Origin of the sequence: Pseudomonas cimarronensis (assembly GCF_049331905.1) — a bacterium.
Lineage (GTDB): Bacteria > Pseudomonadota > Gammaproteobacteria > Pseudomonadales > Pseudomonadaceae > Aquipseudomonas.
Window position 1 is genome coordinate 3,921,412 of sequence record NZ_CP186283.1, and the last position, 26,532, is coordinate 3,947,943.

The 26,532-nt window shown below is 60.4% G+C and carries 26 protein-coding genes and 1 pseudogene; 21 read left to right on the top strand and 6 right to left on the bottom strand.

Annotation, left to right across the window (positions count from 1 at the left end):
• Positions 1-77 precede the first annotated feature (77 nt).
• From ACOCLD_RS18320 to ACOCLD_RS18340, 5 genes are all read left to right on the top strand, one after another.
• On the top strand, positions 78-1,574 hold the full coding sequence (locus ACOCLD_RS18320; RefSeq protein WP_422910185.1) for a GGDEF domain-containing protein: 1,497 nt from the start codon (positions 78-80) through the stop codon (positions 1,572-1,574).
• A gap of 5 nt (positions 1,575-1,579) precedes the next feature.
• On the top strand, positions 1,580-1,942 hold the full coding sequence (locus ACOCLD_RS18325; protein ID WP_422910186.1) for a response regulator: 363 nt from the start codon (positions 1,580-1,582) through the stop codon (positions 1,940-1,942).
• Position 1,943: 1 nt separating this feature from the next.
• The gene (locus tag ACOCLD_RS18330; protein WP_422910187.1) at positions 1,944-2,546 is read left to right on the top strand and encodes a chemotaxis protein CheC; all 603 of its coding nucleotides are present in this window, start codon (positions 1,944-1,946) and stop codon (positions 2,544-2,546) included.
• 128 nt (positions 2,547-2,674) lie between these two features.
• On the top strand, positions 2,675-3,397 hold the full coding sequence (locus tag ACOCLD_RS18335; RefSeq protein WP_422910188.1) for a substrate-binding periplasmic protein: 723 nt from the start codon (positions 2,675-2,677) through the stop codon (positions 3,395-3,397).
• A gap of 19 nt (positions 3,398-3,416) precedes the next feature.
• A complete protein-coding gene (locus ACOCLD_RS18340; RefSeq protein WP_422910189.1) occupies positions 3,417-3,605 on the top strand; it encodes a hypothetical protein in 189 nt (62 codons plus the stop codon).
• 48 nt (positions 3,606-3,653) lie between these two features.
• Here the strand turns inward: ACOCLD_RS18340 and ACOCLD_RS18345 are convergent, their stop codons facing one another.
• Positions 3,654-4,397 (bottom strand): hypothetical protein, encoded by a 744-nt coding sequence (locus ACOCLD_RS18345; protein WP_422911839.1) that lies wholly within the window; start codon positions 4,395-4,397, stop codon positions 3,654-3,656.
• Between the two features lie 296 nt (positions 4,398-4,693).
• Here ACOCLD_RS18345 and ACOCLD_RS18350 point away from each other — a divergent pair, with 296 nt between their 5' ends.
• Together ACOCLD_RS18350 and ACOCLD_RS18355 are read left to right on the top strand one after the other, a co-directional pair.
• Entirely contained in the window at positions 4,694-5,419 is a 726-nt protein-coding gene (locus tag ACOCLD_RS18350; protein WP_422910190.1) for an endonuclease, read from the top strand.
• Positions 5,420-5,530: 111 nt separating this feature from the next.
• Positions 5,531-5,887 (top strand): hypothetical protein, encoded by a 357-nt coding sequence (locus ACOCLD_RS18355; RefSeq protein ID WP_422910191.1) that lies wholly within the window; start codon positions 5,531-5,533, stop codon positions 5,885-5,887.
• Between the two features lie 60 nt (positions 5,888-5,947).
• Here ACOCLD_RS18355 and ACOCLD_RS18360 read toward each other — a convergent pair whose 3' ends face one another.
• Complete coding sequence (locus ACOCLD_RS18360) at positions 5,948-6,793, bottom strand: methyl-accepting chemotaxis protein (RefSeq protein WP_422911840.1); 846 nt, start codon at positions 6,791-6,793, stop codon at positions 5,948-5,950.
• A 15-nt stretch (positions 6,794-6,808) separates the two neighbouring features.
• A pseudogene (locus tag ACOCLD_RS18365) lies at positions 6,809-7,915 on the bottom strand (cache domain-containing protein); the annotation flags it as partial.
• 247 nt (positions 7,916-8,162) lie between these two features.
• Between ACOCLD_RS18365 and ACOCLD_RS18370 the strand changes: the two are divergent.
• The 4 genes from ACOCLD_RS18370 to ACOCLD_RS18385 all read left to right on the top strand — a co-directional run bounded on the left by ACOCLD_RS18370 (position 8,163) and on the right by ACOCLD_RS18385 (position 11,493).
• Entirely contained in the window at positions 8,163-8,747 is a 585-nt protein-coding gene (locus ACOCLD_RS18370; RefSeq protein WP_422910192.1) for a hypothetical protein, read from the top strand.
• Positions 8,748-9,694: 947 nt separating this feature from the next.
• A complete protein-coding gene (locus tag ACOCLD_RS18375) occupies positions 9,695-10,243 on the top strand; it encodes an REP-associated tyrosine transposase (protein WP_422910193.1) in 549 nt (182 codons plus the stop codon).
• 76 nt (positions 10,244-10,319) lie between these two features.
• Positions 10,320-11,303, top strand: coding sequence for a hypothetical protein (locus ACOCLD_RS18380; RefSeq protein ID WP_422910194.1), 984 nt, complete (start codon positions 10,320-10,322; stop codon positions 11,301-11,303).
• Entirely contained in the window at positions 11,287-11,493 is a 207-nt protein-coding gene (locus tag ACOCLD_RS18385; RefSeq protein ID WP_422910195.1) for a hypothetical protein, read from the top strand. The genes ACOCLD_RS18380 and ACOCLD_RS18385 overlap by 17 nt, the downstream gene beginning before the upstream one ends.
• Positions 11,494-11,564: 71 nt before the next feature.
• Here ACOCLD_RS18385 and ACOCLD_RS18390 read toward each other — a convergent pair whose 3' ends face one another.
• The 3 genes from ACOCLD_RS18390 to ACOCLD_RS18400 all read right to left on the bottom strand — a co-directional run bounded on the left by ACOCLD_RS18390 (position 11,565) and on the right by ACOCLD_RS18400 (position 15,843).
• Positions 11,565-12,338: a gamma-glutamyl-gamma-aminobutyrate hydrolase family protein gene (locus ACOCLD_RS18390; protein ID WP_422910196.1), complete on the bottom strand. Its 774-nt coding sequence runs from the start codon at positions 12,336-12,338 to the stop codon at positions 11,565-11,567.
• Between the two features lie 483 nt (positions 12,339-12,821).
• A complete protein-coding gene (locus tag ACOCLD_RS18395) occupies positions 12,822-14,318 on the bottom strand; it encodes a CoA-acylating methylmalonate-semialdehyde dehydrogenase (RefSeq protein ID WP_422910197.1) in 1,497 nt (498 codons plus the stop codon).
• A gap of 178 nt (positions 14,319-14,496) precedes the next feature.
• Positions 14,497-15,843 (bottom strand): aspartate aminotransferase family protein, encoded by a 1,347-nt coding sequence (locus tag ACOCLD_RS18400; RefSeq protein ID WP_257777646.1) that lies wholly within the window; start codon positions 15,841-15,843, stop codon positions 14,497-14,499.
• Positions 15,844-16,034: 191 nt separating this feature from the next.
• Here ACOCLD_RS18400 and ACOCLD_RS18405 point away from each other — a divergent pair, with 191 nt between their 5' ends.
• The 10 genes from ACOCLD_RS18405 to ACOCLD_RS18450 all read left to right on the top strand — a co-directional run bounded on the left by ACOCLD_RS18405 (position 16,035) and on the right by ACOCLD_RS18450 (position 26,501).
• Complete coding sequence (locus ACOCLD_RS18405) at positions 16,035-16,952, top strand: LysR family transcriptional regulator (protein ID WP_233685829.1); 918 nt, start codon at positions 16,035-16,037, stop codon at positions 16,950-16,952.
• A gap of 156 nt (positions 16,953-17,108) precedes the next feature.
• Complete coding sequence (locus ACOCLD_RS18410; protein WP_422910198.1) at positions 17,109-17,780, top strand: TetR/AcrR family transcriptional regulator; 672 nt, start codon at positions 17,109-17,111, stop codon at positions 17,778-17,780.
• Complete coding sequence (locus ACOCLD_RS18415; RefSeq protein WP_422910199.1) at positions 17,780-18,364, top strand: IMPACT family protein; 585 nt, start codon at positions 17,780-17,782, stop codon at positions 18,362-18,364. The genes ACOCLD_RS18410 and ACOCLD_RS18415 overlap by 1 nt, the downstream gene beginning before the upstream one ends.
• Positions 18,365-18,540: 176 nt before the next feature.
• Complete coding sequence (locus ACOCLD_RS18420) at positions 18,541-18,999, top strand: REP-associated tyrosine transposase (RefSeq protein WP_422911841.1); 459 nt, start codon at positions 18,541-18,543, stop codon at positions 18,997-18,999.
• A 278-nt stretch (positions 19,000-19,277) separates the two neighbouring features.
• Positions 19,278-20,852 (top strand): ABC transporter ATP-binding protein, encoded by a 1,575-nt coding sequence (locus ACOCLD_RS18425; protein WP_422910200.1) that lies wholly within the window; start codon positions 19,278-19,280, stop codon positions 20,850-20,852.
• An 11-nt stretch (positions 20,853-20,863) separates the two neighbouring features.
• The gene (locus ACOCLD_RS18430; RefSeq protein ID WP_422910201.1) at positions 20,864-21,967 is read left to right on the top strand and encodes an ABC transporter permease; all 1,104 of its coding nucleotides are present in this window, start codon (positions 20,864-20,866) and stop codon (positions 21,965-21,967) included.
• 62 nt (positions 21,968-22,029) lie between these two features.
• Positions 22,030-22,956, top strand: a complete 927-nt coding sequence (locus ACOCLD_RS18435) for an ABC transporter permease (protein WP_422910202.1) — start codon at positions 22,030-22,032, stop codon at positions 22,954-22,956.
• Positions 22,957-23,153: 197 nt separating this feature from the next.
• Entirely contained in the window at positions 23,154-24,236 is a 1,083-nt protein-coding gene (locus ACOCLD_RS18440) for a BMP family ABC transporter substrate-binding protein (RefSeq protein ID WP_422910203.1), read from the top strand.
• A gap of 141 nt (positions 24,237-24,377) precedes the next feature.
• A complete protein-coding gene (locus ACOCLD_RS18445) occupies positions 24,378-25,346 on the top strand; it encodes a 2-oxoglutarate and iron-dependent oxygenase domain-containing protein (protein ID WP_422910204.1) in 969 nt (322 codons plus the stop codon).
• A gap of 207 nt (positions 25,347-25,553) precedes the next feature.
• Positions 25,554-26,501: an adenosine deaminase family protein gene (locus ACOCLD_RS18450; RefSeq protein WP_422910205.1), complete on the top strand. Its 948-nt coding sequence runs from the start codon at positions 25,554-25,556 to the stop codon at positions 26,499-26,501.
• The last annotated feature ends 31 nt before the right edge of the window (positions 26,502-26,532 follow it).

Below are 26,532 nucleotides of genomic sequence, written 5' to 3' on the forward strand. Positions count from 1 at the left end.
CATTCCTCTATATGTTATTCAAAAAAACCAGGCCCAGTGGCTGGTTGACTGAAGGCTTGTTGGTTGCCGTGATTCTCATGGCAGCAGCCACCTTGTTTGCCCTGCGCATTACCCAACTGGAGATGAACAACTCCGCCGCGCCCAATCAACACCATGACCTCTGGCACGCCACCAACATCACCCTGGAGCTGCACAACCTCGCCCGGGTGGCGCGGCAGGCCAGCACGGCCGATGATCCGCAGGATGCCATCGACGAACTGGCGGTGCGCTTTGAAGTACTGCGCAGCATGCTCAGCCCCAGCGAACTGTCGCCGCAAACACCGCAAACCCTCATTCAACTGCTGCCGAATGCGCAGCAGACCTTCAACACCATCACCGAACGTCTCGACACCTGGAGCTATCGTCTGGAGAACAGCGCCAACCCGCTGCAGGTGGCTGCCGAAGTGGCGGCACAAACCGATAACCTGGCCGAAAGCATGCGCCATGTCGTACTCGCCGTGCATATCGCCAGCACCAATGCCCAGGACCAGAATCGCATCACCCATCATCAACGCTTCGCCATGCTCAACTGGATTCTGCTGGCCCTGCTGGTCGGCATCAGCGTCCTGGTGGTCAAGCTGATCAAAGACCGCCAGGTGATGAAACGCCTGTCCGCGCACCTCGAATCACTGAACAAACGCCTGGAGTTCCGCGTCAGCCGGCGCACCCGCCAGTTGGCCGAAAGCAAGGCCCTGCTGATGTTTATCCTCGATGCCAGTCCCAGCGAAGCGGCACTGGTGAATGCTGAATCCGGCGATGTGCTGTTTATCAACAAAACCCTGCTCGACAAGCTCGGCCTCAACACCGCGCCCGATCGCTTGTTCCTCAAAGACCTGCTGGTCGACACGCACAAGGGCGAAGTCTTTGTCGACGAGCTGGAACAGTATGGCCGGGTCGACAACTGGGAAGCCCAGGTCATGCCGCACAGGCCCTACTGGAGCTCGCTGTCGGCCAAGCTGGTGGAAATAGAAGGCAAGCTGGCTCACCTGCTCTGGGGCTTTGATGTCAGCGAACACCGCAAGCTGCTCGACCTGCTGGAAACCCAGGCCAATACCGACTCGCTGACCCAGCTGTACAACCGTCGTGCGTTCTTCAAGTTCGGTGAGCAGGTACTCGACGGCTGCAAACGCTACGACCACCCCTGCAGCGTGCTGATGATCGACATCGACCACTTCAAGAAAATCAACGACACCTATGGTCACGCGGTGGGCGATGAAGCCATCTGCAGCCTCAACCGCACCCTGCGTGAAACCCTGCGCGAAGCCGATATCATCGGCCGCATGGGCGGCGAGGAATTCGCCGTGCTGCTGCCGCACACCGACCGCGAACAGATGCTGGAAAGCGCCGAGCGCCTGCGCCAGGCCGTAGCCGAACGTCCGGTGCAAAGTGCCGCAGGCGAAGTGCCGATGACTATCTCGATTGGGGCAGCAGTATTCAGCGCACACCACTCAACAACCCTGGAACAGATGCTGGTCGCAGCGGATGATGCGCTCTATCGCGCCAAAACAGCTGGCCGCAATCGCGTGGAGATTTGACCGCCATGGCAAAGAATTTTCTAATCGTCGACGACAGCATGGTCTCGCGCATGATGACCAAGAGCATCCTCGCCAGCCTGCAGCCGGACTGGTCGGTGTTCGAGGCAGCCAGCGGCCAGGCCGCGATTGACCTGTGCCGCCAACAGACGATTGACCTGATCAGCATGGATCTCAACATGCCGGGCATCAGCGGCCTGGAAGCCGCTGCCGTGATCCGCCAGGAATTCCCGGCCATCCGCATCGTCATGCTGACCGCCAATATCCAGGCCGCCACCCAGGCGCAGATCCAAGAACTCGGTCTGTCCTTCCTGGCCAAGCCAATTACCGCAGACAAGGGGCCGGCGCTCTTGCAAGCGCTGGGAGAGTGACATGCTCAAGCTATCAACCATGCAAACGGATGTGCTCTGCGAGATGTTCAACATCGGTATCGGTCGCGCTGCCGCCGCCATGAGCGAAATGCTCCAGGACGAAGTGCTGCTCAGCGTGCCCGAGCTGCATTTCGTTACCGTCAGCGAAGTCACCGATCACCTGGGCAAGAAAAGCGCCTCGATGTACTGCATCCGCCAGCCCTTCAGCGGCATGTTTTCCGGCAATGCCCTGTTGATCTTTCCCGAGGACAAGAGCCTGGAAATGGTCAAGGTGCTGATCGGTGATGTCCCGCCCGGCACCGAACTGTTGCAGGTGCAGCGTGACGCACTGATGGAAGTCGGCAATGTGGTGCTCAACGCCTGCCTGGCCTCCCTGGCAGAAATGACCAACACACCCTTCGAATGCAGCATGCCCACGGTGGACTCCGGCGACACACGCAAGGTGCTCGGCACACGGGTGCAGAACCATGTGGTGATGCTTATTCATATCCGCTTCGAACTGAAAAATCAGGACATCGAAGGCTTTGTCGTGTTCGTCATGAACTCCACCTCCTACGAGGACCTGCTCCAGGCAGTCGACCGCTTTATCGCCAAACTCGGCTGACCCCTCCGCACCAGCAGTGGCTAGGTCAGCTGTGCTGAAAAACTGCGGTGCAGCCGCCGCACATGCCGCGCAATTGGCCTAGCATCAATAACGAGCACTCCGCTCGCTGAAGCTCCACGGAGGACGCCATGCGTATTGCTGCGCTGTGTCTGTTGTTGCTGATGCCCTGGGCGTTGCAGGCCGAGGACTGGAAGGTGGTGGGCGATGAGCAGTTTGCCCCCTACAGCTTTGTCACCGTCGAAGATGACCAACCCCGCGGGCTGGATGTCGAGTTGGTGGAAGCGGTCCTGCAGGAAGCCAAAATCCCCTACAACCTGCGGCTGTACCCCTGGGAGCGAGTCAAGCGCATGCTCGACCGCAGCGAAGTGGCGATGGCCTTTCAGTTCGCCGGCACACCCGAACGCATGCAGCAATATGAACTGGTCGGGCCGATCCGTACCGGTTCCACGGTATTTATGACCACCGGCAAGACAGCCATCAATGACTGGCAGAACCTGGATGACCTGCTGCCCTACGTACTTGGCCAGGTACGCGGCTACGCCTATCAATCCGACTTCGACAAAGCTGAGCTGCGCCGTGACACCAGCGCACAGAACCCACGCCAGCTGGTGTCGATGCTGCTTGCCGGACGCATCGACATCATCGTCGGTGATCGCGCACAGCTGATGTATTTCGTCCGCGAGCAGCGCGCCGAACAGGACGTGCGCATACTGCTGCGCCCGTTGGTGGAAATGCCGCGCTATGTGGCCTTTGCCAAGGGTGACCGCGCCCGTGCCGAGCAGTTCGCAGCAGCCCTTGAGCGTTTGCGCCAGGCTGGTAGCCTGGATGCCATCTATAAACGCTGGCACTGAACCTAACCCAGGAGCCTCCATGCGCCATACCCTGCCTCTGCTCGCCACCACCTTGCTGCTCAGCGCCTGCGGCCTGGGTGAAACCGCCGCCACCGCCAGCCTGCAAGCCGAACAGGCAGCGCAGCTGCAACAGCAGACAGAACAACTCAAGCAACAGATCGAAGCGGCCAACGCGCAGAACAACAAACGTCTGGAAGAAAGCTACTGAAGCACACAATGGTGAACGGCGAACGCCGTTTCGGCGCAGACTCTGGTGTTATTGCACCGGCAGGAAGTTCATAAACAGCAGACTCTGGGCATAGCTCACGCCCATACGCCGGTAGCGTTCATCCAGCACGTCGGTGAGCAGGTCCAGACGCGCGACGATCTTGCCGAACTCCACGGCGTAGCTGAGGTTGTGTCCATCCGCAGAAATCTCATTGGACAGCAGCCACGGCTTGCCCTCGGCATCGGTGCGCCGGGCCAGCATCCAGCTGGCCTTCTCCACATTGCGCGCAGCGTTATGCACGAATTGCGGGTCCAGCGTATCGCTCAGGTAGTACTCGGTGCGGCCGCCATGGGCGGTGATCAGCATGCTGGCCAGTGAATAGATAAACGCGCCAACCCGGTCCCCCTGGTACTCGGCGCTCAGGGCATAGCTCAGCGCGGCAATATCGGTGCGGCCACCCAACTGCGGCAACGGCTGATCCAGCTCAATGGCGCGGTGCACCGCACGCTTGGCGGCCTCGGCATCAGGCAGGCCGGTCTTGCGCCATTCGCGTGGGTTACGCAGGTACAGCTTGTCCATCAAACGATAGAGGCTGTTGAGGTTATTGCGCATGCCCAGGGTGGCCATGCGGTCGGCGTGGCTCTGGAAGAATTCGGTGGGTTTGATCGGGCTGCTGTTACTGATGATGCTCTGATGATCCTGCCGCGACGCACAACCGCCCAACGCCAGCAGCGTGACCAGTGCCAGCCCGACCACAGCACCGCTGCGCCGCGACAGAGCCATGCTCGGCATGTCGTGGGCGCGTTGTTCCAGCCTGGGTAAACGCTGCACAGTACTCATCAGAGGAGGTCATCCGCTGCGGTGTGATGGGGGTAACGCTAGCAACAAAATCCAGATTGGCCAGTTTTTCTGCCCAAAGGCATGACTTGCAGCACAATCAAGCACCTAGCGATACAAGCTCAGGTTGTGTCCGAACAGACCACCGTCACGGCAAAAAGTTGAGAACCACCACCCGCATACCCGACGAACACCCCGTTGCAGAGCGGTTTTAACGGTATGATCCGCAGCTTTTTGCCGCCGAGAAGCCCATGCCGCACCTGCTTGTCCTGTTTTGCCTGCTGTTCGCCCTGCCCGCCTTCGCCGAAGCCCCACAAAGCTTCAACGCCGCCAAGAAAATCGCCTGGCAGATCTACGCCACACGCCCCACCACCTTCTATTGCCAGTGTCACTACAGCGGTAACCGTGTCGATCTCGATAGCTGCGGCTACCACCCGCGCAAACAACAGCGCCGCGCCCAGCGCGTGGAATGGGAACACGTGGTGCCGGCCTGGGTGATCGGCCACCAGCGCCAGTGCTGGCAACAAGGCGGGCGCAAGAATTGCGCGCGCAACGATGCACGCTTCAAGGCCGCCGAAGCCGACCTGCACAACCTGGTGCCGAGCATCGGCGAAGTTAATGGCGACCGCTCCAACTACGCCCTCGGCATGCTCAGCGACACACCCACGCAGTACGGAAGCTGCCCGATGGTGGTCAACTTCAAGGCCAAGACCGCCATGCCGCCGCCGCAGGCACGCGGTGCAGCGGCGCGCATCTACCTGTATATGGCCGAACGCTACCAACTGCGCCTGTCCACACTCGACCGCCGCACTTACGAAGCCTGGAACCGCCAATACCCGGTCAGCGAATGGGAGCGCTGGCGCAACCAGCAGGTTGGCTGCGTGATGGGCCACAGCAACCCCTATGTCGGCCCTCTCGACCTGGGCCAGTGCCGCTCGCTGCAACGCGCGTCTGGCGAACACAGCAAACGCGGCTGAATACCGTTCAGCGCTTTTACACAGCCTTTACATTGGCCGCTGCAATGCCGAGCCCCGCGCAGTGTCGAAACAGGCAGCCGGGAAAGACCGGTTTGCAGAGGAGTTTCCATCATGCTGTCGCGTATCCCCCTTATCACAGGCCTGGTGACCAGCCTTGCGCTGCTTGGCCAGGCCCCGGCACAGGCCTCCAACCGCGACGCGGCCATTGCCGGCGCGGTGGTGGGGGCGGTGATTGGCGGTGTCATCATGAGCCAGAGCCGCCCGGTGCAGGTGTATGAACCGCCACCACCGGCGTACTACCCACCACCGCCAGTCGCCTACTACCCGCCACCAGCGGTGTATTACCAGCCGCGCCCGGTCTACTACACGCCCGGCCCGGTGTATTACGTCCCCGAACCACCCCGCCGCCACCGTTGGCACGGCCAGCAACACCGCCGCCACCACGACGGCTATGGCCGCCGCTGGTAACAAAAAGCCCCGCCATTGCGGGGCTTTTTATTGGCGTTAACCGGCGCAGCGCAGCCGGCCTTACTCCGTGCGGAAGCGCACCACCAGTTGCTTCAGCTCACTGCTCAGGCTGCTTTGTTCCTGGGCGTAGCTTTCCACCTCGGCGGCTTGCGCGGATATCTGCGTCACGGCTTCGTTGATGGCGACGATGTTCTGGTTGATTTCCTCGGTCACCAGGTGCTGTTCCTCGGTGGCGGTGGCGATCTGCATGGTCATATCGCGGATCATCTGCACCTTGCCTTCAATGCTCTCGAAGGCGGCCATGACCTCATCGGACAAGACGATGGCTTTGCCCGATTCGACCAGGCTTTGGTCCATGCTCACCGTCACTTCCTTGATGCGGTTGACCAGCAGGTTGAGGATGTTGTTGATCTGCTCGGTGGAGTCCTGGGTGCGTTTGGCCAGGTTGCGCACCTCATCGGCCACCACCGCAAAACCGCGCCCCTGCTCGCCGGCACGGGCGGCTTCGATAGCAGCGTTCAAGGCCAGCAGGTTGGTCTGCTCGGCGATCTGCTGAATGGTCGAAAGGATGTTGTTGATATTGACCGTTTCCTTCTCCAGCTCCTGCAACACCTTGTTGGAGTTCTGAATGCTCGCGCCGAGCTTGTTGACCCCGGACGTACTGCGGCCAATCACCTCTTTGCCATTGCGCGTGGCCACCAGCCCTTGCTCCGACACATCGGCGGTCTGCACGCAGGTCTTGGCCACCTCATTGGCCGCCGACGACATCTCGGTCACCGCCGTGACGATCTGCTCCACCGAACTCAACTGGCGTTGCAGCGTGGCGGACATCGCCGTGGTGCGCTGGTTGGTGTCGCTGGACACCCCATCCATGCTGATGGCGTTTTCCTTGATCACCCGGATCATGCCCTGAATCGACTCGATAAACTGATTGAACCACTTGGCCAGCTCGCCGGTTTCATCGCTACTGAGCAGGTCCAACCGACGGGTCAGATCACCCTCACCCTGAGCGATGGTACGCAGCCCGTCCTTCACCAGATTGATCGGGTTGACGATACGGTTGGCGATCACCACCCCGGCCGTGCCGAATACCAGCACCAGCACGATGCACACCACCAGGGTGATCCAGGTCAGCTCGCGGGCGCTGGCGTAAATCTCGTCTGCCTGCTTGAAGCCGACAAACTTCCAGCCCAGCTCCGGTGAGGTGTAGACGTTGGCCATATACGCCACCCCGTCGATCTCCACCTCCACCAGGCCGTTCTCGGTTTTGCCGATGGTGGCAAAGTACTCGCCAGGCAGCTCGCTGACCTTCTTGAAGTTGTTGTCCGGCTTCAGGCCATCCACCAGCAAGGTACCACTGCCCTCGGCCAGCATGAGAAAACCGGTTTCACCGAAGCGCACCTTCTGCGCCATATCGGTAAGCGCCTTGAGCGACACATCCACCGCCACCACCCCGGCAAACTGCCCGGCGTTGTCCTTGAAGCCCTTGAGCACCGAGACATACACCGCATCATCCGGCTCCCAGTAATAACCGTCGCGGCGGGCCAGGGTGAAGTTGGCGTCTTTGCCAATGGGGTACCACTCGCGCTGGCGCGGGTCCCAGTCACCGTAATCCCCGGTGCCCGGCCACTCCACATAGCCGCCCTTGGTATCGCTCATATACACGTAGCCGAAGGTGGGGTTGTTCTTCCCGATGCTGGAGAAGTAATCGAATATCTGCTTCTCACGCCCACCATTGGCAGTGGCCACCTCGCCCGGCTTGCGCGCCTCACCAAAGTAGGTGGTCAGCTCACCGTTATCGGCATCCTGCACGGCGGGGTATTCCGCCAGGGCGGAAACGGTGTAGCCCACCGAATCGAAGAAGGTGGCGAAGCTGTTGTTCACCAGCTTCATATCCAGGCTGCTGGAGACCAGAAAGTTCTCTTTGGCCTGTTGTGTGACATTGCGAATCGTCAGCAGCGCCACCACCAGAACCGGAATCAGGGTTGCAACCAGAAAGCTCAGCAACAGTTTGGATTTGATACGCATGGGGCTTCGCCTTCTGACTGGCCAGTAATACGCTCTATCGGCGCTTGTTGAGGATAGTTAAGGCGTATGACAGCGCCAGCGTCGGGCCAAACAGCTGAACGTCTCCTGGCAGCAAATGCTGCTCAACATCATCAATGCCAATTTGCCATCACCGCACATTGTCATTAGCCTGTGCGCCGCCCAGGGACGGGCGATAGCAGATGGCCGTTCCTTGCGCACTAACCCGCTGTATTGACAAGGATTCGCCATGAAAAAGATTGCCTACCTGCTGGCCCTGACCCTGCTCGCCACCCTGACCGGTTGCACCATCAAGCACCCGATTGCCGAGGACTACCCCGCCTACCTGAGCAACAACACCGGGGACAGCCAACTGCCCAGCGCCAGCGGCCCTGCCGCCTACGCCCTGAGCCCGGCCACCAGCAGCCACCATTACGAATTCCGCTCCGCCGTGGTGGGCCATGCCAACCTGTGGATCGTCAACTTCGGCCAGATGCTCGACAACACCCTGCAATCGGCGGACGTACAACAAGCCTTCGGCCGCCTAGAAGCGCGCCAGACTGGTGATCTGCCGCTGCTGAGCTTCGAGCTGCAGGAATACCGCTTCGCCGACTTCCGCGCCTATATCACCTTGAAGGTGAACGTCAGCGCGGACGAACAGCAACTGTTCTCCAAAACCTACAAGGTCGAGGGCAAAAGCCAGGGCGGCAAAATGTTCTGGGGCGGCTCCTTCGCCATGAAAAACGCCATCCAGCAATCCACCAAACTGGCCCTGGACGACATCCTGCGCGAGTTTATTCAGGACTATAACCAGCTGAATCTGGCCCAGAAGTAAGCGGTAAAGCATCGACCTAACGATGAATTGGACCGATTGATACTGGCTTGACCGGGATTACGCTTTTCGCCCTTACGGCGAGTCACTTTCTCTTTACTCGCTACGCTCGCCCTTCGGGCCAGCCTTCGGCTGTTACTGCGCTTCGCTCCGTATGCGCGCGCAAAGAGAAAGTAACCAAAGAGAAAACGCGCCCGGCATCCGGGTTTCGCTGCGCTCAACTTCCCTCGCTCCGGTGCTGTTCCGAGGGTCGTCACGGTGGGCCATCCCTGGCCCATCGTTCCTCGTTTGGCATCCATGCCAAACGCCCCTCTCCACAGCACCTCCACTACTCGCTGCGCTCGCCCTTCGGGCCAGCCTGCGGCTGTTACTCCGCTGCGCTACGTTTCGGCCTCCTGACGGGATTCGGGGACCGCGTTGTTTGGGCGATTGATGGGCGACAGAGCGAAAGGCAAAAACAAAAAAGCAAAAGCATCGCGGCCATGGGCCACTCCTACGGGTTCGTAGTCGTAGCCTGTAGGGCGGGTGAAACCCGCCATGTTTTTGCTTTTCAATCCGCGATTACACAGACGACGCCAAACGCCCCATCAGAAGGCCGATTGGAATCGTTGCGCAAGGGGTTGAGCGGCATGGATGCCGCGAGAGCCGCGATGGGCCAGGGATGGCCCTTCGCGGCGGGCCCCTGGAGCAATGATGGAGCGAGGGAACCCGACGAAGTCGGGCCGGATGCAAGGGGCAAGACCTTTTGCTTACTTTTGGGGCGTTTGCCAAAAGTGAGCCGCCGTAAGGGCGGAACCGGTAGACCAACCAACACACAAGCGGCGGGTACACACCAACCGCCAAGCAACACACCCGTAGGATGGGTTGAGCAACGCGATACCCATCACCCAAACACCTACAATTCACGCAACTACACTCAGCCAACCCGGCTTCTGCAAAGGACTGCAGCCATGACTGACTACCGCCGCGACCACACACCAGGCTCCACCTGGTTCTTTACCCTCAACCTAGCCGACCGCCGCCAGGCGTTATTAACCGAACAGATCGATCTGCTGCGCGCCAACTTTCGCAAGGTCATGCGCCAACATCCCTGGAAAATTGATGCCATCGTGATCCTGCCGGATCACCTACACGCGCTATGCACCTTGCCCGCTGGGGATGCCGATTTCGCCGTGCGCTGGCGATTGATCAAAACCGGCTTTTCACGCGCCTTGCCCTATGGTGAACGAACATCCGCCAGTCGCCAGCGCAAAAACGAACGCGGAATATGGCAGAGGCGTTATTGGGAACATCGCATACGCGACCAGGCGGATTTCAACCGCCATATCGATTACATCCACCACAACCCGCGCAAGCATGGACATGTACAGCACGTAGCCGATTGGCCATGGTCATCGTTTCATCGGTATGTGCGAGCGGGGATATTGCCGGGGGATTGGGCGGGTAGCGAAGGGATAGATGAAGCCGTTGGCGAACGCAGCAGTGATGATTTCAGATAGCCATTATTGATGGGTATCGCTACGCTCAACCCATCCTACGGGTCTGACCTTTTTTCTAATACATAGAGAAACCACAATGAACACTGAGGCAACACTCGATAAAGCCATACAAAATCGAAAGACAGAAAACAAAATAGTCAAATCATCTGTAATAGCCTCTAGCACATGGACAACACTTATTGCCCCGATAATTATTGGCGCCGCAATAACCCGAGCAATACCAACCAACAACATAACACTTGCAGAAGGTATTTCCTACGCAACCTTTGCCGCCATACACATTTTATGCACAATTATAATATTCAGATCATCATCAATGCACTCTCTATCAAATGACGCAGAAGAAATAATAGAAGAAAACAAAAAACTGAACGAAGTACTTCTACCAGAAGCAATCCAATACTCTAAACTCCAGCAACTTCAAACAATCACATGCTACCTCGCAACATTAGAATTAGAACAAGCAATTGAAGAACTCAATAAATCAAAAAACCTTACCATCAGCGAATTTATACAAACAGCAGACGGACACGTTGCAAGAATACTAAAGCCCCTCAGCGACAATCGCGAAGACTTGTTCATGTACAAAGAGGGTTCTCTTTACAATATAGCTCTCTATATCCACGCACCCGAAACCAATCTTCTGAACATAAGATGGCGCGACTGCGACAAAAGACTTAACCAAACCAATAGGAGCTGGCAACCAGGCTTTGGACATGTCGGCTTATCTTTCCTTCACAATGAAATCAAAATATGTCCAGACATATCAAAAAGCACTGAATTAACTAGTAGCTATACTGAGTCCGACACAAAACAATACCGTTCATTTCTATCAGTACCAATCTCTGAATGCCAGCGATCAGATAATGGGACAGATGGTGCTTCACAAAAACCTTTTGGAGTGATAGTTTTAACAAGCGCTGCGCCTGAGCAGTTCTCGCTACAGCGAGATAAAGTATTGATGCTCACAATAGCCAAGCTACTATCCATATACATAGACAAGCTGCACAGTAGTTCCAGCATGATAGTCAAGGAGGAAACCAATGAAGAGCAAGCCTAATTTCTTCTCAAACCATGTGAAAAGTGAACTTAGTACAGAAAAATCAATTTCAATGAGCTTTGAAGGCGAATTGATTAGCAGCCTCTCATCAAGCACATCCTTTGCAAAGGAATGGATCTCCGCCGAGCAAGAGGAAGGAGCCAAATATTTGATTCATATCATGAAAGAAAAAGCAAAATTAGCCAGCTAATAATTCGTTGAGCCATCGACAGAAAGGCCCGCTGTATAGCGGGCCTTTTTCTTTCAATGTGAGTTTTAGACTCACGCTAATGAGGTCGCCTCACTCCTCCGCTCAGACTTCCTCACCTGATACTCCCGCGCTGCCTGATGAAACGCCCCCAACAGCGCGTTGTAATCCGCCTTCTCCCAATAGCGATACTCCGGATGCCACTGCACCCCAACAGCAAACGCCTTGGCCCCAATCACACTGACCGCCTCGATCTGCCCATCCTCGGCCACGGCTTCAACCTGCAAACCCTCACCCAACCGATCAACCCCCTGACCATGCAATGAGTTGACCTTGATCTGCCGCTCGCCGAACAGCGAATGCAACACGCCGCCCTCAGTCAGGGCCACGTTATGCATCGGGCCGTAGGCCACATCGTCCGGTACGTCCTTCACCTCGCGGTGATCAAGACGCCCTTCCACCTCATGCACTTCACGGTGCAGGGTGCCGCCAAAGAGCACGTTCATTTCCTGCATGCCCCGGCAGATGCCGAGGAAGGGAATACCGCGATCAATACAGGCGCGCAGCAGGCGCAGTACGGTTTCATCACGGGGCTTGTCGGCCAGGCCCAGGCCGGGGTGGTCGTCGCCGTAGAAGCTGGGGTGCACGTTGGAGAGTGAGCCGCCGAACATGATGCCGCTGACGTTATCCAGCACGGTGTCCATGTCCAGATCATAGCCAAAGGCCGGGATCATCAGCGGGAAGGCACCGAAGCCGGTGACGGCGTGGATGTACTTCTCACCGACCAGGTGAAACCAGCCGATATCACGGCTGGTCAGCTGCCAACGGCACAGGGGAAGGCCAATCATGGGTTTGCTCATTGCTAGGAGTCCTCTTCATAAATAATTGAAGTGGGCTGCCCTTGGGAGAGCGGGCTTACGGGCCAGGAAACCCTGAACCCGCTCACCCAAGGGGTGCCGTAACCTGCGGTCACTGCACCAACGCCGCGCCCGCGCGGCTGGTTTGTTGCGTAAAGCGGTTGTTGCTTGATGGGTATCGCTGCGCTCAACCCATCCTACGGTGGTGCTTTTGTAGGAGCGGGCTTGCCCGCGATTCGGTGGTGACCTTGATCGCGGCCAAGGCCGCTCCTACAGGTCTCAGTTGCATCAAAAAAGGGGGCTGATCCTGCGATCAGTCCCCTTGGGTGTTACGACAGGTTGTTGAAAAACGTAGCCGAGGCAGCCGAGACAAGGCAGAAACAGGCGAGAAAGCGGAGTTTACTGGTGTAAATGAGCATTTCGAGCCTGTTTCTAACGCCGTATCGGCAACGTAGGTAGTTTTACAACGGCCTGTTAGCCATTACTCGGGAACGCAAACTGCGCCGCCTCATGCGAGGCGCGCTGCGGCCAGCGCTGGGTGATGGCTTTTTTGCGGGTGTAGAAGCGCACACCGTCCGGGCCGTAGGCGTGCAGGTCGCCGAACAGCGAGCGCTTCCAGCCGCCGAAGCTGTGATAGCTGACCGGTACGGGCAGCGGTACGTTGACGCCGACCATGCCGACTTCGATTTCGTCGCAGAACAGGCGGGCCGCTTCACCATCGCGGGTGAAGATGCAGGTGCCGTTGCCGTATTCGTGGTCGTTGATCAGCTGCATGGCCGCTTCCAGGCTGCCGACGCGGACGATGCACAGCACGGGGCCGAAGATTTCGTCGGTGTAGATGGTCATCTCCGGGGTCACCTTGTCGAACAGGGTGCCGCCGACGAAGAAGCCGTTTTCGTTGCCTGCCACCACCAGGTCGCGACCGTCGACCACCAGGCTTGCGCCCTGGGCTACGCCGGCGTCGATATAGCCTTTGACCTTGTCACGTGCCGCACCAGTCACCAGCGGCCCCATGTCCAGGCCGCAGGAAGTACCGGCACCGATTTTCAGCGCCTTGATTTGCGGGACGATCTTCTCGACCAGGGCATCGGCGATCTGGTCGCCTACGCACACGGCCACGGAGATGGCCATGCAGCGCTCGCCGCAGGAACCGTAGGCCGCGCCCATCAGTGCGCTGACGGCGTTGTCCAGGTCGGCATCGGGCATCAGTACGGCGTGGTTCTTCGCGCCGCCCAGAGCCTGAACGCGCTTACCGCGCTTGGTGCCTTCGCTGTAGATGTATTCGGCAATTGGCGTGGAGCCGACAAAGCTCAGGGCTTTGACTTCCGGCGCTTCGATCAGCGCATCCACCGCTTCCTTGTCGCCGTGCACCACGTTGAGCACGCCTTTTGGCAGGCCAGCCTCTTGCAGCAGTTGGGCGATATACAGGGTGGAGCTTGGGTCACGCTCGGATGGCTTCAAGATAAAGCAGTTGCCGCAGACGATGGCCAGCGGGTACATCCACAGCGGCACCATGGCCGGGAAGTTGAACGGGGTGATGCCGGCGACGACGCCGATGGGCTGCATGTCGCTCCAGGCGTCGATATTCGGGCCGACGTTGCGGCTGTACTCGCCCTTGAGGATTTCCGGGGCGGCGCAGGCGAATTCGACGTTCTCGATGCCGCGCTTGAGCTCACCGGCGGCGTCTTCCAGGGTTTTGCCGTGCTCTTCGCTGATCAGCTTGGAGATGGTCGCTTCGTGCTGCTCCAGCAGCTGCTTGAAGCGGAACATCACCTGGGCGCGCTTGGCTGGCGGGGTGTTGCGCCAGGCCGGGTAGGCGCTCTTGGCCGAGTCGATGGCCAGTTGCATGGTGGCGCGGTCGGCCAGGGCAACTTTCTTGGTGGCTGCGCCGGTGGACGGGTTGAACACGTCTGCGCTGCGGCCGGTGCCGGCAGTCAGTTCGCCGTGGATCAGGTGGTTAACGATGGTCATGGGTCTTCCTCGTTGGTAGTTCGTTGGGCAGATGAGCCATGGCTCATTTACCGAAATTCATACCCTGTTGCGGGCGTCCCCTCTCCCGCATGCGGGAGAGGGTTAGGGAGAGGGGCTTTTTGCGCTGCAGCCCTCTCCCCCGGCCCCTCTCCCATGCATGGGAGAGGGGAGACAAGCATCAATCCAGGCTATTCAACACATCGCCAACGGCGTTGAACACGGAGTCCAGCTGCTCGGGCGTGGTGTTGAAGGTTGGCCCGAACTGCAGGGTGTCGCCACCGAAACGCACGTAGAAGCCGGCGTTCCACAGCTTGATGCCAGCCTCGAATGGGCGGATCACCGGGTCGCCGTCACGCGGGGCGATCTGGATCGCGCCAGCCAGGCCGCAGTTGCGGATGTCGATGACGTTCTTGCTGCCCTTGAGGCTGTGCAGCTTGTCTTCGAAGATCGGTGCCAGGGCCGCCGATTGCTCGATCAGGTTGTCGCGCTTGAGCAGCTCCAGGGTGGCCAGGCCGGCGGCGCAGGCCACCGGGTGGCCCGAGTAGGTGTAGCCATGGCCGAACTCGACCATGTGCTCGGGGATCGCCTGGTTCATAAAGGTGTTGTAGATCTCGCTGGTGGCGATCACTGCGCCCAGGGGAATCGCGCCGTTGGTGATCTGCTTGGCGGTGTTCATCAGGTCCGGCACCACGCCGAAGAACTCGGCACCGGTCCATTTGCCCATACGACCGTAGGCAGTGATCACTTCGTCGAAGATCAGCAGGATGTTGTGCTGGGTGCAGATCTCACGCAGGCGTTGCAGGTAGCCGACTGGCGGCACAATCACCCCGGCGGAACCGGACATAGGCTCGACGATCACCGCGGCGATGTTCGAGGCATCGTGCAGTTCGATCAGTTTCAGCAGCTCGTTGGCCAGCTCCACACCGCCGGTGGCCGCCATGCCCTTGGTGAAGGCCAGGTGCGACTGCAGGGTGTGCGGCAGGTGGTCGGCGTCCATCATCTGGCCGAACATCTTGCGGTTACCGCCGATGCCGCCCAGCGAGGTGCCGGCGATGTTTACGCCGTGATAACCACGGGCACGGCCGATAAATTTGGTTTTGCTCGGCTGGCCCTTCAGGCGCCAGTAGGCACGAGCCATCTTCACCGAGGTGTCGGCGCACTCGGAGCCGGAGTCGGTGTAGAACACGTGATCGAGGCCGGCCGGGGTCAGCTCGGTGATTTTCTCGGCCAGCTGATAGGACAGCGGGTGGCCATACTGGAAGCCCGGCGCGTAATCCAGGGTGCCCAGTTGCTTGGCCACGGCTTCCTGAATTTCCTTGCGGTTGTGCCCGGCACCACAGGTCCACAGCCCGGAGAGGCTGTCGAACACGCGGCGGCCTTTGTCATCGATGAAGTAATTGCCGTCGGCACCGACGATCAGACGCGGGTCGCGCTTGAAGTTGCGGTTGGCGGAAAACGGCATCCAGTGCGCATCCAGCTTGAGCTGGCTGGCCAGGGACGGGACTTCGGTCTGCGGCATGTTCATGGTGCGGCCTCGCGGATGGGCGACTGAGCGATGTGAGTACCGTGGGAGGGGCTTCAGCCGCGAGGCTCAACAGCTGTCGCGGCTGAAGCCCCTCCCACAGAGAAAGCGAATCTGTTGCCAGCAAAGGTGCCACGGGCTTAGAGTCAGGAAAACATGACTCTTCATATCTTTAGTTAACCGGTTACTAAACAATGAGCACCCGCCGCCCCGACCCGCTGGCCCAGGTCAGTGACTTTGATATTCGCCTGCTCAAGCTGTTTCGCAGCGTGGTGGAATGCGGTGGTTTCTCCGCCGCCGAAAGCGCCCTGGGGATTGGCCGCTCGGCAATCAGCCAACAGATGAGCGATCTGGAACAACGCCTCGGCCTGCGCCTGTGTCAGCGCGGCCGCGCCGGCTTTGCCCTGACCGAAGAAGGCCGCGAGGTGTACCAGAGCACCCAGCAGCTGCTGGCGGCGCTGGAGAGTTTTCGCACTGAGGTCAACGGCCTGCACCAGCACCTGCGCGGCGAACTGAATATCGGCCTGACCGACAACCTGGTGACGGTGCCGCATATGCGCATCACCAACGCCCTGGCGCGCCTGAAAGAGCGTGGCCCGGACGTGCATATCCACATCCGCATGACCCCGCCCAGCGAAGTCGAACAAGGCGTGCTCGACGGCCGCCTGCATATCGGCGTGGTGCCGCAGACCGTGGCGTTGTCCGGGCTGGACTACCAGGCGCTGTACGACGAGCGTTCGCTGCTCTACTGCGCGGTCGGCCACCCGCTGTTCTATGTCGATGATCAGCAGCTGGAGGACGCGCGGCTGAACGCTCAGGAGGCCATCGCCCCGACCTTCCGCCTGCCGCCCGAGGTGCAGAGCCATTATCAGGCGCTCAACTGCACCGCCAGCGCGTCGGACCGCGAAGGCATGGCCTTTCTGATTCTCACCGGGCGCTATATCGGCTACCTGCCCGATCATTACGCCCAGGCCTGGGTGCAGCAAGGCCGCCTGCGCGTACTCAAGCCGGCCAGCCGTTTCTACGACATCAGCCTGGCCTCGGTGACGCGCAAGGGCCGCCGCCCGCATCTGGTGCTGGAGAGCTTTCTGCAAGCCCTGGCCGAGGCCTGAGGCCCGGATCAGAACAGCGCAAAATATGCACAAGGACGGTGCAAAGCCCGCTTAAATAGGGCTTGTAACGCTTTTTCCGCCCCTTGCGCTTGTCACCTCGGCGGCGCTGGGGTATCAGTGCAGGCGTCCGAAAACCTGACCACTGCGGAACCGCCCATGACTGTTGAAGTACTTGCGCACCGAGCCGATCCGAGCAGCAAACCTGCCGGCCGGATTCGGCAGAAAAACGAAGAGGCGATCATCAAGGCCGCCGAGGAAGAGTTCGCCCGCCACGGCTTCAAAGGCACCAGCATGAACACCATCGCGCAGAACGTTGGCCTGCCCAAGGCCAACCTGCACTACTACTTCAGCAACAAGCTGGGGCTTTATCAGGCGGTGCTGGTGAACATCCTCGAACTGTGGGACAACACCTTCAACAACCTGACTGTCGATGACGACCCAGCCGAGGCGCTGGCGGCGTATATCCGCGCCAAGATGGAATTCTCCCGCCGCCACCCGAAAGCTTCGCGCATCTACGCCATGGAAGTGATCAGCGGGGGCGAGCACCTCTCGCAGATGCTCAATCAGGATTACCAGGCCTGGTTCCGTGGCCGCGCCGCGGTGTTCGAAGCCTGGAGTGCGGCCGGCAAGATGGACCCGGTGGATCCGGTGCACCTGATCTTTCTGCTGTGGGGCAGCACCCAGCATTACGCCGACTTTGCCTCGCAGATCTGCCGCGTCACTGGCCGCTCGCGCCTGGTGAAAGCCGATTACGAAGAAGCCGCCGACCAGCTGATCGCCATCATCCTCAAGGGCTGCGGCCTGACCCCGCCCGCCAAAGACGCCTGATGCCCTTCACCCTGCTCGGCCCTTGCGAGTACCGCGAGGAGATTCGCAAAAGCCGCTTTATCGCCCTCGCCGCGCCGGTTGCCAGCGCGGCCGAGGCGCAGGCGTTTATCACCGCGCACAGCGATGCCAGCGCCAGCCACAATTGCTGGGCGTGGAAGGTGGGTGCGCAGTACCGCTTCAGTGATGACGGCGAGCCGGGCGGCACCGCCGGCCGGCCGATCCTCGCCGCCATCGACGCCCAGGAGATGGATCAGGTGGCGGTGCTGGTGATCCGTTTCTACGGTGGCATCCAGCTGGGCACCGGCGGCCTGGCCCGCGCCTACGGCGGCAGCGCCAATAAATGCCTGCAAGCCGCGCCGCGCATCGAATTGGTCGCCCGTGAGTCCTATCGCTGCCATTGCCTGTTCGCCGAACTGCCGCTGCTCAAGGCGCGCCTGGCCGAGCTCGACTGCCTGCTGGAGCACGAAAGCTACGACGCCAGTGGAGCCGAACTACAGCTAGCCATCCCCGCGCCACGGGTTGCCGAACTGCAGCGGCTGCTGGCGGATATCAGTCGTGGGCGGATTGAGTTGCGGCCGCAGTAAGAGCACTGCGCTACGCTTCTCATTGTGGCTGTGAGCCTACAGATAACTTCACGAATTATCGCGGGCAAGCCCGCTCCTACAGGGGTGCGGCGTGACCGGAACAGTAGTCGCTACACGCTTTTGTAGGAGCGGGCTTGCCCGCGATCAATCTCGGATACACCACAAGAGGCAATGGAATGCCTGCAAAACCCCATGGCAGCAACCTACGACGTGGCCGTCATTCAGAACCCGAACGCATTTATCTGCTAACCACCACCCTGCTGCAACGCCGTCCGCTATTCAGCGACTTCACCCTAGCCCGCTTGCTAATCAGAGAATTGCGCATAGTCCATGAGCAACAACAGGTCGCATCTCTGGCCTGGGTAGTAATGCCCGATCACCTGCATTGGCTTGTACAACTGCAAGCAGGCTCGCTTGATGAACTGATGCGCCGTATCAAAAGCAACAGCGCACGGCAGATCAATCAGCACCTTGGTGCACAGGGCCCGATCTGGCAGCCGGGTTACCACGACCGGGCACTGCGCCAGGATGAAGACCTGCAATCAGCCGCTCGTTATATCGTCGCCAATCCGCTGCGAGCCGGCCTGGTAAAGCGCATTGGTGATTACCCGTTGTGGGATGCGGTGTGGCTGTGAGCCTGCAACTGGCCTAACGAATGATCGCGGCCAAGGCCGCTCCTACAAGGGATAGAGGCGTTACGGAGAATCGCAGGCTCGGCTGCGGTCCTCTGTAGGAGCGGGCTTGCCCGCGATGCGCCAAAACGTACCAACCACCGACCGCACGCACCATGCTGACGCAGCCTAGTTGCATGGTTTCTCACCGAGTCATCGGGCAGCCCTGCACAGCGGCTTTCTGACCCTCTGGCCAGCTTTTTGCTTTAGCCAGGGCAGTTGTCATTCCCGAGCCTCTGTCCATGTCCAGTTCCCCTTCTGTTCCACGCTTGCAGCTGAGCGGTATCAGCAAGCGCTACCCCGGCTGCCTGGCCAATGACCGTATCGATCTGAGCATCGCGCCTGGGGAAATCCATGCGCTGCTCGGCGAGAACGGTGCCGGCAAAAGCACCCTGATGAAGATCATCTACGGCGTCACCCAACCCGACAGCGGCGAGATTCGCTGGCAGGGCGAACTGCTGAAAATGCGTGACCCGGCCATGGCGCGCAGCCTGGGCGTAGGCATGGTGTTTCAGCACTTCTCGCTGTTCGAGACCCTGAGCGTGGCGGAGAACATCGCCTTGGCCATGGGCGCAGCGGCCGGTACACCCAAGCAGCTGGAGCCGAAGATTCGCGAGGTTTCCCAGCGTTACGGCATGGCCCTGGAACCCGGCCGCCTGGTGCACAGCCTGTCCATCGGCGAGCGGCAGCGGGTGGAGATCGTCCGTTGCCTGATGCAGGACATCAAACTGCTGATCCTCGATGAGCCGACCTCGGTACTCACCCCGCAGGAGGCCGACGAGCTGTTCGTCACCCTGCGCCGCCTGGCCGCCGAGGGCTGCAGCATTCTGTTTATCAGCCATAAGCTCGGCGAGGTGCGTGCCCTGTGCCAGAGCGCCACGGTGCTGCGTGGCGGCAAGGTGTCGGGGCATTGCATACCGGCCGAATGCAGCGATCTGCAGCTGGCGCGGCTGATGGTCGGCGATGCCGAAGGCCTGGAAAGCAGTTATCCGAAAGTCACGGGCGGCCTGCCGCGTCTGCGCGTGGATGATCTCAGCTGGCACAACGCCGACCCGTTCGGCTGCACCCTCAGCCAGATCCGCCTGGAGGTGCGCAGCGGCGAGATCGTCGGCATCGCCGGGGTCGCCGGCAATGGTCAGGACGAGCTGCTGGCCCTGCTCAGTGGCGAAACCCGCCTGCCGCGTAGCGAGCGCGAACGCATCAGCCTGGACACGCAACCGATTGCCGATTTGTACCCGGATGCGCGGCGCAAACTGGGCCTGGCCTTTGTCCCGGCTGAACGCCTGGGCCATGGCGCAGTGCCGGACATGAGCCTGAGTGATAACGCCCTGCTCACCGCTTTTCAGCACGGCCTGCTGAGCAAGGGCCTGATTCAGCGCGGCAAAGTGCGCGCCCTGGCGGAGGAAATCATCCAGCGCTTTGCGGTCAAGACGCCGGATGCCGATGCGCCTGCGCGCAGCCTGTCCGGCGGCAACCTGCAGAAATTTATCCTCGGCCGCGAAATCCTGCAGAACCCCAAACTGCTGGTGGCGGCGCACCCGACCTGGGGTGTGGACGTCGGCGCGGCGGCGGCGATCCATCGCGCGCTGATTGCCCTGCGCGATGCCGGCGCGGCGATTCTGGTGATCTCCGAAGACCTCGATGAGCTGTTCCAGATCAGCGATCGCATCGGCGCGCTGTGCAGCGGCAGGCTCTCGCCCCTGGCCACCACCGCAGCAACCGAAGCGGTTGAAGTCGGTCGCTGGATGGCCGGCGAATTCGCCCCGCTGCCCCCTATCACAAGCACGACGGCAGCCCCTGCTGCCCACCTGAGCTGACGGAGTTTTACATGTTGTTATCCCTCGAACCGCGCGGCCAGCAATCGCGCGCCATGCTCTGGCTATCGCCGCTGCTTGCCGCCGTGCTGACCCTGTGCAGCGGCGCGCTGTTGTTCGCCATGCTTGGCCACGACCCGCTGGACACCCTGCACACCCTGCTGATCGCGCCGCTGGCCGACTGGTATGGCGTCTCCGAACTGCTGGTCAAGGCGCTGCCGATTTTGCTCTGCGCACTCGGCCTGGCCGTGGCCTATCAGGCGCGCATCTGGAACATCGGCGCAGAAGGTCAGTTGCTGCTCGGCGCATTGGCCGGCAGCGCCATGGCGATCCAGATCATCGACTGGGACAGCCGCTGGGCGCTGGTCTGGGTGGTGCTCGCCGGCGTGGCGGCGGGTGCTGCCTGGGGTGGCCTGACCGCCTGGTTGCGCACGCAGTTCAATGCCAACGAAATCCTCACCAGCATCATGCTCAACTACATCGCGCTGAACCTGCTGCTGTTCTTCGTGCATGGCCCGCTGAAAGACCCGGCCGGCTTCAACTTCCCCGAGTCGGCGATGTTCGGCGATGCCAGCCGCTTGCCGCTGGTGAGTGAAGACGGTCGCCTGCACGCCGGCCTGTACTTCGCCCTGCTGGCCCTGGTGGCGGTGTGGGTGCTGCTGCACAAGAGCTTTCTCGGTTTCCAGATCAAGGTGCTCGGCCTCGACCGCCGCGCCGCTGGTTTCGTCGGCTTTCGCGAGAAACGTCTGGTGTGGTTTGCCCTGCTGGTCAGCGGCGGCCTAGCCGGGTTGGCGGGTGTGGGGGAAGTGGCCGGCCCCATCGGCCAACTGGTGCCACAAGTATCGCCAGGTTACGGCTACGCGGCGATCACCGTGGCCTTTCTCGGCCGCCTGAACCCGCTCGGCATTGTCTGCGCCAGCCTGTTGATGGCCCTGCTCTACCTGGGCGGCGAGAACGCGCAGATGACCATGAACCTGCCCCAGGCGATCACCCAACTGTTCCAGGGAATGATGCTGTTCTTCCTGCTCGCCTGCGACGTGCTGATTCTTTATCGGCCACGGCTGAAGCTGAAGTGGGCGCAGCGAAAAACTAAAGCCACCGCCGAGGCCCTGGCCTAACAAACAACCTGTAGGCGCGAGCATGCGCGCGCCTACAAAAGCGATACACAAAGGAACTCCCGATGGACCTCGACCTGTTAAGCAATATTTTCTACGCCATGGTGCGCACCGGTACGCCGCTGCTGCTGGTGGCCCTCGGTGAACTGATCTGCGAGAAGAGCGGCGTGCTCAACCTCGGCCAGGAAGGCATGATGCTGTTCGGCGCGGTGATAGGTTTTATCGTCGCCCTGAGTACCGGCAACCTGTGGCTCGGCGTGCTGCTGGCGATGAGCGCCGGCATGCTGCTGTCGATGCTGTTCGCCGCCGTAGCCCTGGGCTTTAACGCCAATCAGGTGGCCACCGGCCTGGCGTTGACCATATTTGGCGTCGGCCTGTCGACCTTTGTCGGTGCGGCCTGGGTCGGCAAACCACTGGCTGGGTTTGAGCCCATCACCATTCCGCTGCTCAGCGAGATACCACTGATCGGGCGCATGCTGTTTGCCCAGGACATTCTGGTTTACCTGTCCTTCGCCCTGTTCGGTTTAGTCGCTTGGGTGCTGCTGAAAAGCCGCATCGGTTTGATCATCCAGGCAGTCGGTGAAAACCCTGACGCGGCCAGCGCCATGGGCTTGCCAGTGCTGCGTGTGCGCACCCTGGCAGTGCTGTTTGGTGGCGCCATGGCCGGCTTGGCGGGCGGTTACCTGTCGCTGGCCTATACGCCGATGTGGGCCGAAAACATGACCGCTGGGCGCGGCTGGATCGCCCTGGCGCTGGTGGTATTTGCCAGCTGGCGGGTATTCCGCGTATTGCTTGGCGCATACCTGTTCGGCCTGGCCAGCATCATCCACTTGGTGGCGCAGGGCATCGGCCTGTCGATCCCGTCCAACCTGCTGGCGATGCTGCCCTATGTGGCGACCATCCTGGTGCTGGTATTGCTCTCGCGCGATGCAATCAAGACCCGCCTGTTTGCCCCGGTATCCCTGGGCAAGCCTTGGCAGCCGGGGCACTAAGCCTCTTTCACGCACCAGCAGGCAGCACACCTACTCCCTTCCGCACCAGCACAGCACCACAATAGAACCCCGCCACGGCGGGGTTCTGCGTTTTTACGCGGCGCGCAGCGCTAATTGTCCAGTTGGTCAGCTTTTTGCAATCGAACAGGCAGCTGTTTAACAAAAACGTACCCACACCCATCGGAGTTCCGCCAACCATGTTCGAGAAGAGCAAAAAACCGCTGCTGCGCACCCTCGTTGCCGCCCTTGGCTTTAGCGCCACATTGGGCGCTTCCGCCGCCGATCCGTTAAAGGTCGGCTTTGTCTACATTGGCCCGATTGGCGACCACGGCTGGACTTACCAGCATGAGCAGGGCCGTCAGGCGGTGATCAAACAGCTTGGCGACAAGGTTGAAACCAGCTACGTGGAAAACGTGCCGGAAGGTGCGGATGCCGAGCGGGTAATTCGCAACATGGCCAAGGGCGGTTATGACCTGATCTTCACCACCTCCTTCGGCTATATGAACCCGACGCTGAAAGTGGCCAAGCAATTTCCCAAGCTGACCTTCGAGCACGCCACCGGCTACAAGCAGGACAAGAACCTCGGCACCTACCTGTCGCGCTCGTATGAAGGCCGTTACGTCGGCGGTTTCCTCGCGGCGAAGATGACCAAGACCAAGAAAATCGGCTATGTCGCCTCCTTCCCGATCCCGGAAGTCATCCGCGATATCAACGCCATCCAGCTGGCTTTGGACAAGTACAACCCCGGCACTGAGATCAAGGTGGTGTGGGTCAACTCCTGGTTCGATCCGGGCAAGGAATCCGATGCGGCCAACGCGCTGATCGACCAGGGTGTCGACGTAGTGTTCCAGCACACTGACAGCCCGGCGCCGATCCAGACCGCCGAACGTCGCGGCGTCTATTCCGTTGGCTACGCCTCGGACATGGCGCACTTCGGGCCGAAAGCCGTACTGACCTCAATCGTCAACGACTGGGGCCCGCACTACGTCAAATCCACCCAAGCTGTGATCGACGGCAAGTGGGCACCACAGGATTTCTGGGGCGGCCTGGCTGAAGACACTATTCGCCTGCCAATCAGCGACCTGGTGCCGGCGGATGTGAAAACCGAAGCCGAGCAGATCATCGCCGACATCAAGAGCGGCGCCTTCCACCCGTTCACCGGCCCGATCAAGGACCAGAGCGGCGTCGAGAAGATCCCGGCCGGCGTCGCCGCGACCAACGCCGAACTGGCGTCGATGAACTACTACGTGGAAAACGTAAAGGCTGAACTGCCGAAGTAAGCCCCCTCACACACATCAAACCGATGCCGTCCCTGCCTCACCGGCAGAACCGCATCAAAAGGGCGCCCTGAATATGGGGCGCTCTTACTCGCTGCCCTGGGTACGAGAAGACTCGCAGCACCGCCCCACCCGGAGCCTTTTATGAACCGCCTACCGATTATCGATATCGCCCCGCTCTACAGTGACGACCAAACCGTCTGGCCTACCGTGGCTGAGCAGATTGACCGCGCCTGCCGCGAGTGGGGCTTTTTCTATATCACCGGCCACCCGATCAGCCCGGCGCGTATCGCCGACCTGCTGAGCGCCGCCAAGACCTTCTTCGCCCTGCCGACTGCGGACAAACTCAAAATCGACATCACCCAGACCGCCCATCACCGCGGTTACGGCGCAATTGCCACCGAGCAGCTGGACCCGAGCAAACCGAGCGATCTCAAGGAAACCTTCGACATGGGTTTCCACATGGACCTCAATCATCCCGAGGTGCTGGCCGGCAAACCGCTGCGTGGCGCCAATCGGCATCCCGACCTGCCCGGTTGGGAAACACTGATGGAACAGCACTACGCCGATATGCAAGCGCTGGCGCAAACCCTGCTGCGCGCCATGACCATTGCCCTGAATATCGACCGCGACTTTTTCGACACGCGCTTTCATGAGCCAATCAGCGTGCTGCGCATGATCCACTACCCGCCGCGCCACACCGCCAGCAGCGTCGAACAGCAAGGCGCGGGTGAACACACCGACTACGGCTGCATCACCCTGCTCTATCAGGATGACGCCGGCGGCCTGCAGGTGCGTAACCGTGACGGTGAGTGGATCGATGCGCCGCCGATTGCCGGCAGCTTTGTGGTGAACATCGGCGACATGCTCGCGCGCTGGAGCAACGACCGTTACACCTCAACCCCGCACCGAGTGATCAGCCCGCTGGGGGTGGATCGCTACTCCATGCCGTTCTTCGCCGAGCCGCACCCGGACACCGAAATAAGCTGCCTGCCCAACTGCTCGGACGCCGCCAACCCGCCCAAGTACCCGAGTGTGACCAGCGCCGACTACCTGCTGTCGCGCTTTGCCGATACCTATGCGTATCGGCGTGAAGAACAGGCCGACGCATAACACCGTCAAGCGTAGGGTGGATCGGGGCGCGTAGATGACGCTTTTTCTCATCCACCACCTGCGTTACTACGCTGCTCGCTGGTGGACATAAAAAGCGATGTCCACCCTACATAGCGCCACACATCGTCAACAGCCGTACCGATTCGGCGAAATCCTGTCCTAGCGGTTAAACTTTGTCGCGACCACGCCTGATAACGAGATCTGACCATGTACGACTGGCTCAACGCCCTGCCCAAGGCCGAACTGCACCTGCACATTGAGGGCTCGCTGGAGCCCGAGCTGCTGTTTGCCCTGGCCGAGCGCAACAAGATCAAACTGCCCTGGAATGATGTTGAAGCGCTGCGCAGCGCCTATGCCTTCAACAACCTGCAGGAATTTCTCGACCTGTATTACGCCGGTGCCGATGTGCTGCGCACCGAGCAGGACTTCTACGACCTGACCTGGGCCTACCTGCAAAAGTGCAAGGCGCAAAACGTCATCCACACCGAACCGTTCTTCGACCCGCAGACCCACACCGACCGCGGCATTCCCTTTGAAGTGGTGCTGCGCGGCATCAAGCAGGCGCTGGTCGATGGCGAGAAACAACTGGGCATCAGCCACGGTTTGATCCTGAGTTTTCTGCGCCACCTGCCCGAAGAAGAAGCCTTTAAAACCCTGGAGCAGGCCAGGCCATTCCGCGATGCGTTTATCGCCGTCGGTTTGGACAGCTCGGAGATGGGCCACCCACCGAGTAAGTTCCAGCGCGTGTTCGACAAGGCGCGCAGCGAGGGTTACCTGACCGTCGCCCACGCCGGCGAGGAAGGCCCACCCGAATACATCTGGGAAGCGCTGGACCTGCTGAAGATCGAGCGCATCGACCACGGCGTGCGCGCCATCGAAGACGAGCGCCTGATGCAGCGCATCATCGACGAGCAGATCCCGCTGACCGTCTGCCCGCTGTCCAATACCAAGCTCTGCGTGTTCGACGACATGCGCCAGCACAACATCCTGCAGATGCTCGAACGCGGGGTGAAGGTGACGGTGAACTCGGATGATCCGGCCTACTTCGGCGGCTACGTCACCGAAAACTTCGCAGCTCTGTACGACAGCCTGGGCATGACCCAGGAACAGGCCAAGCGCTTGGCGCAGAACAGCCTGGATGCGCGGCTGGTTTAAGTAAAAAACATCGCGGCTAAAGCCCCGCCCA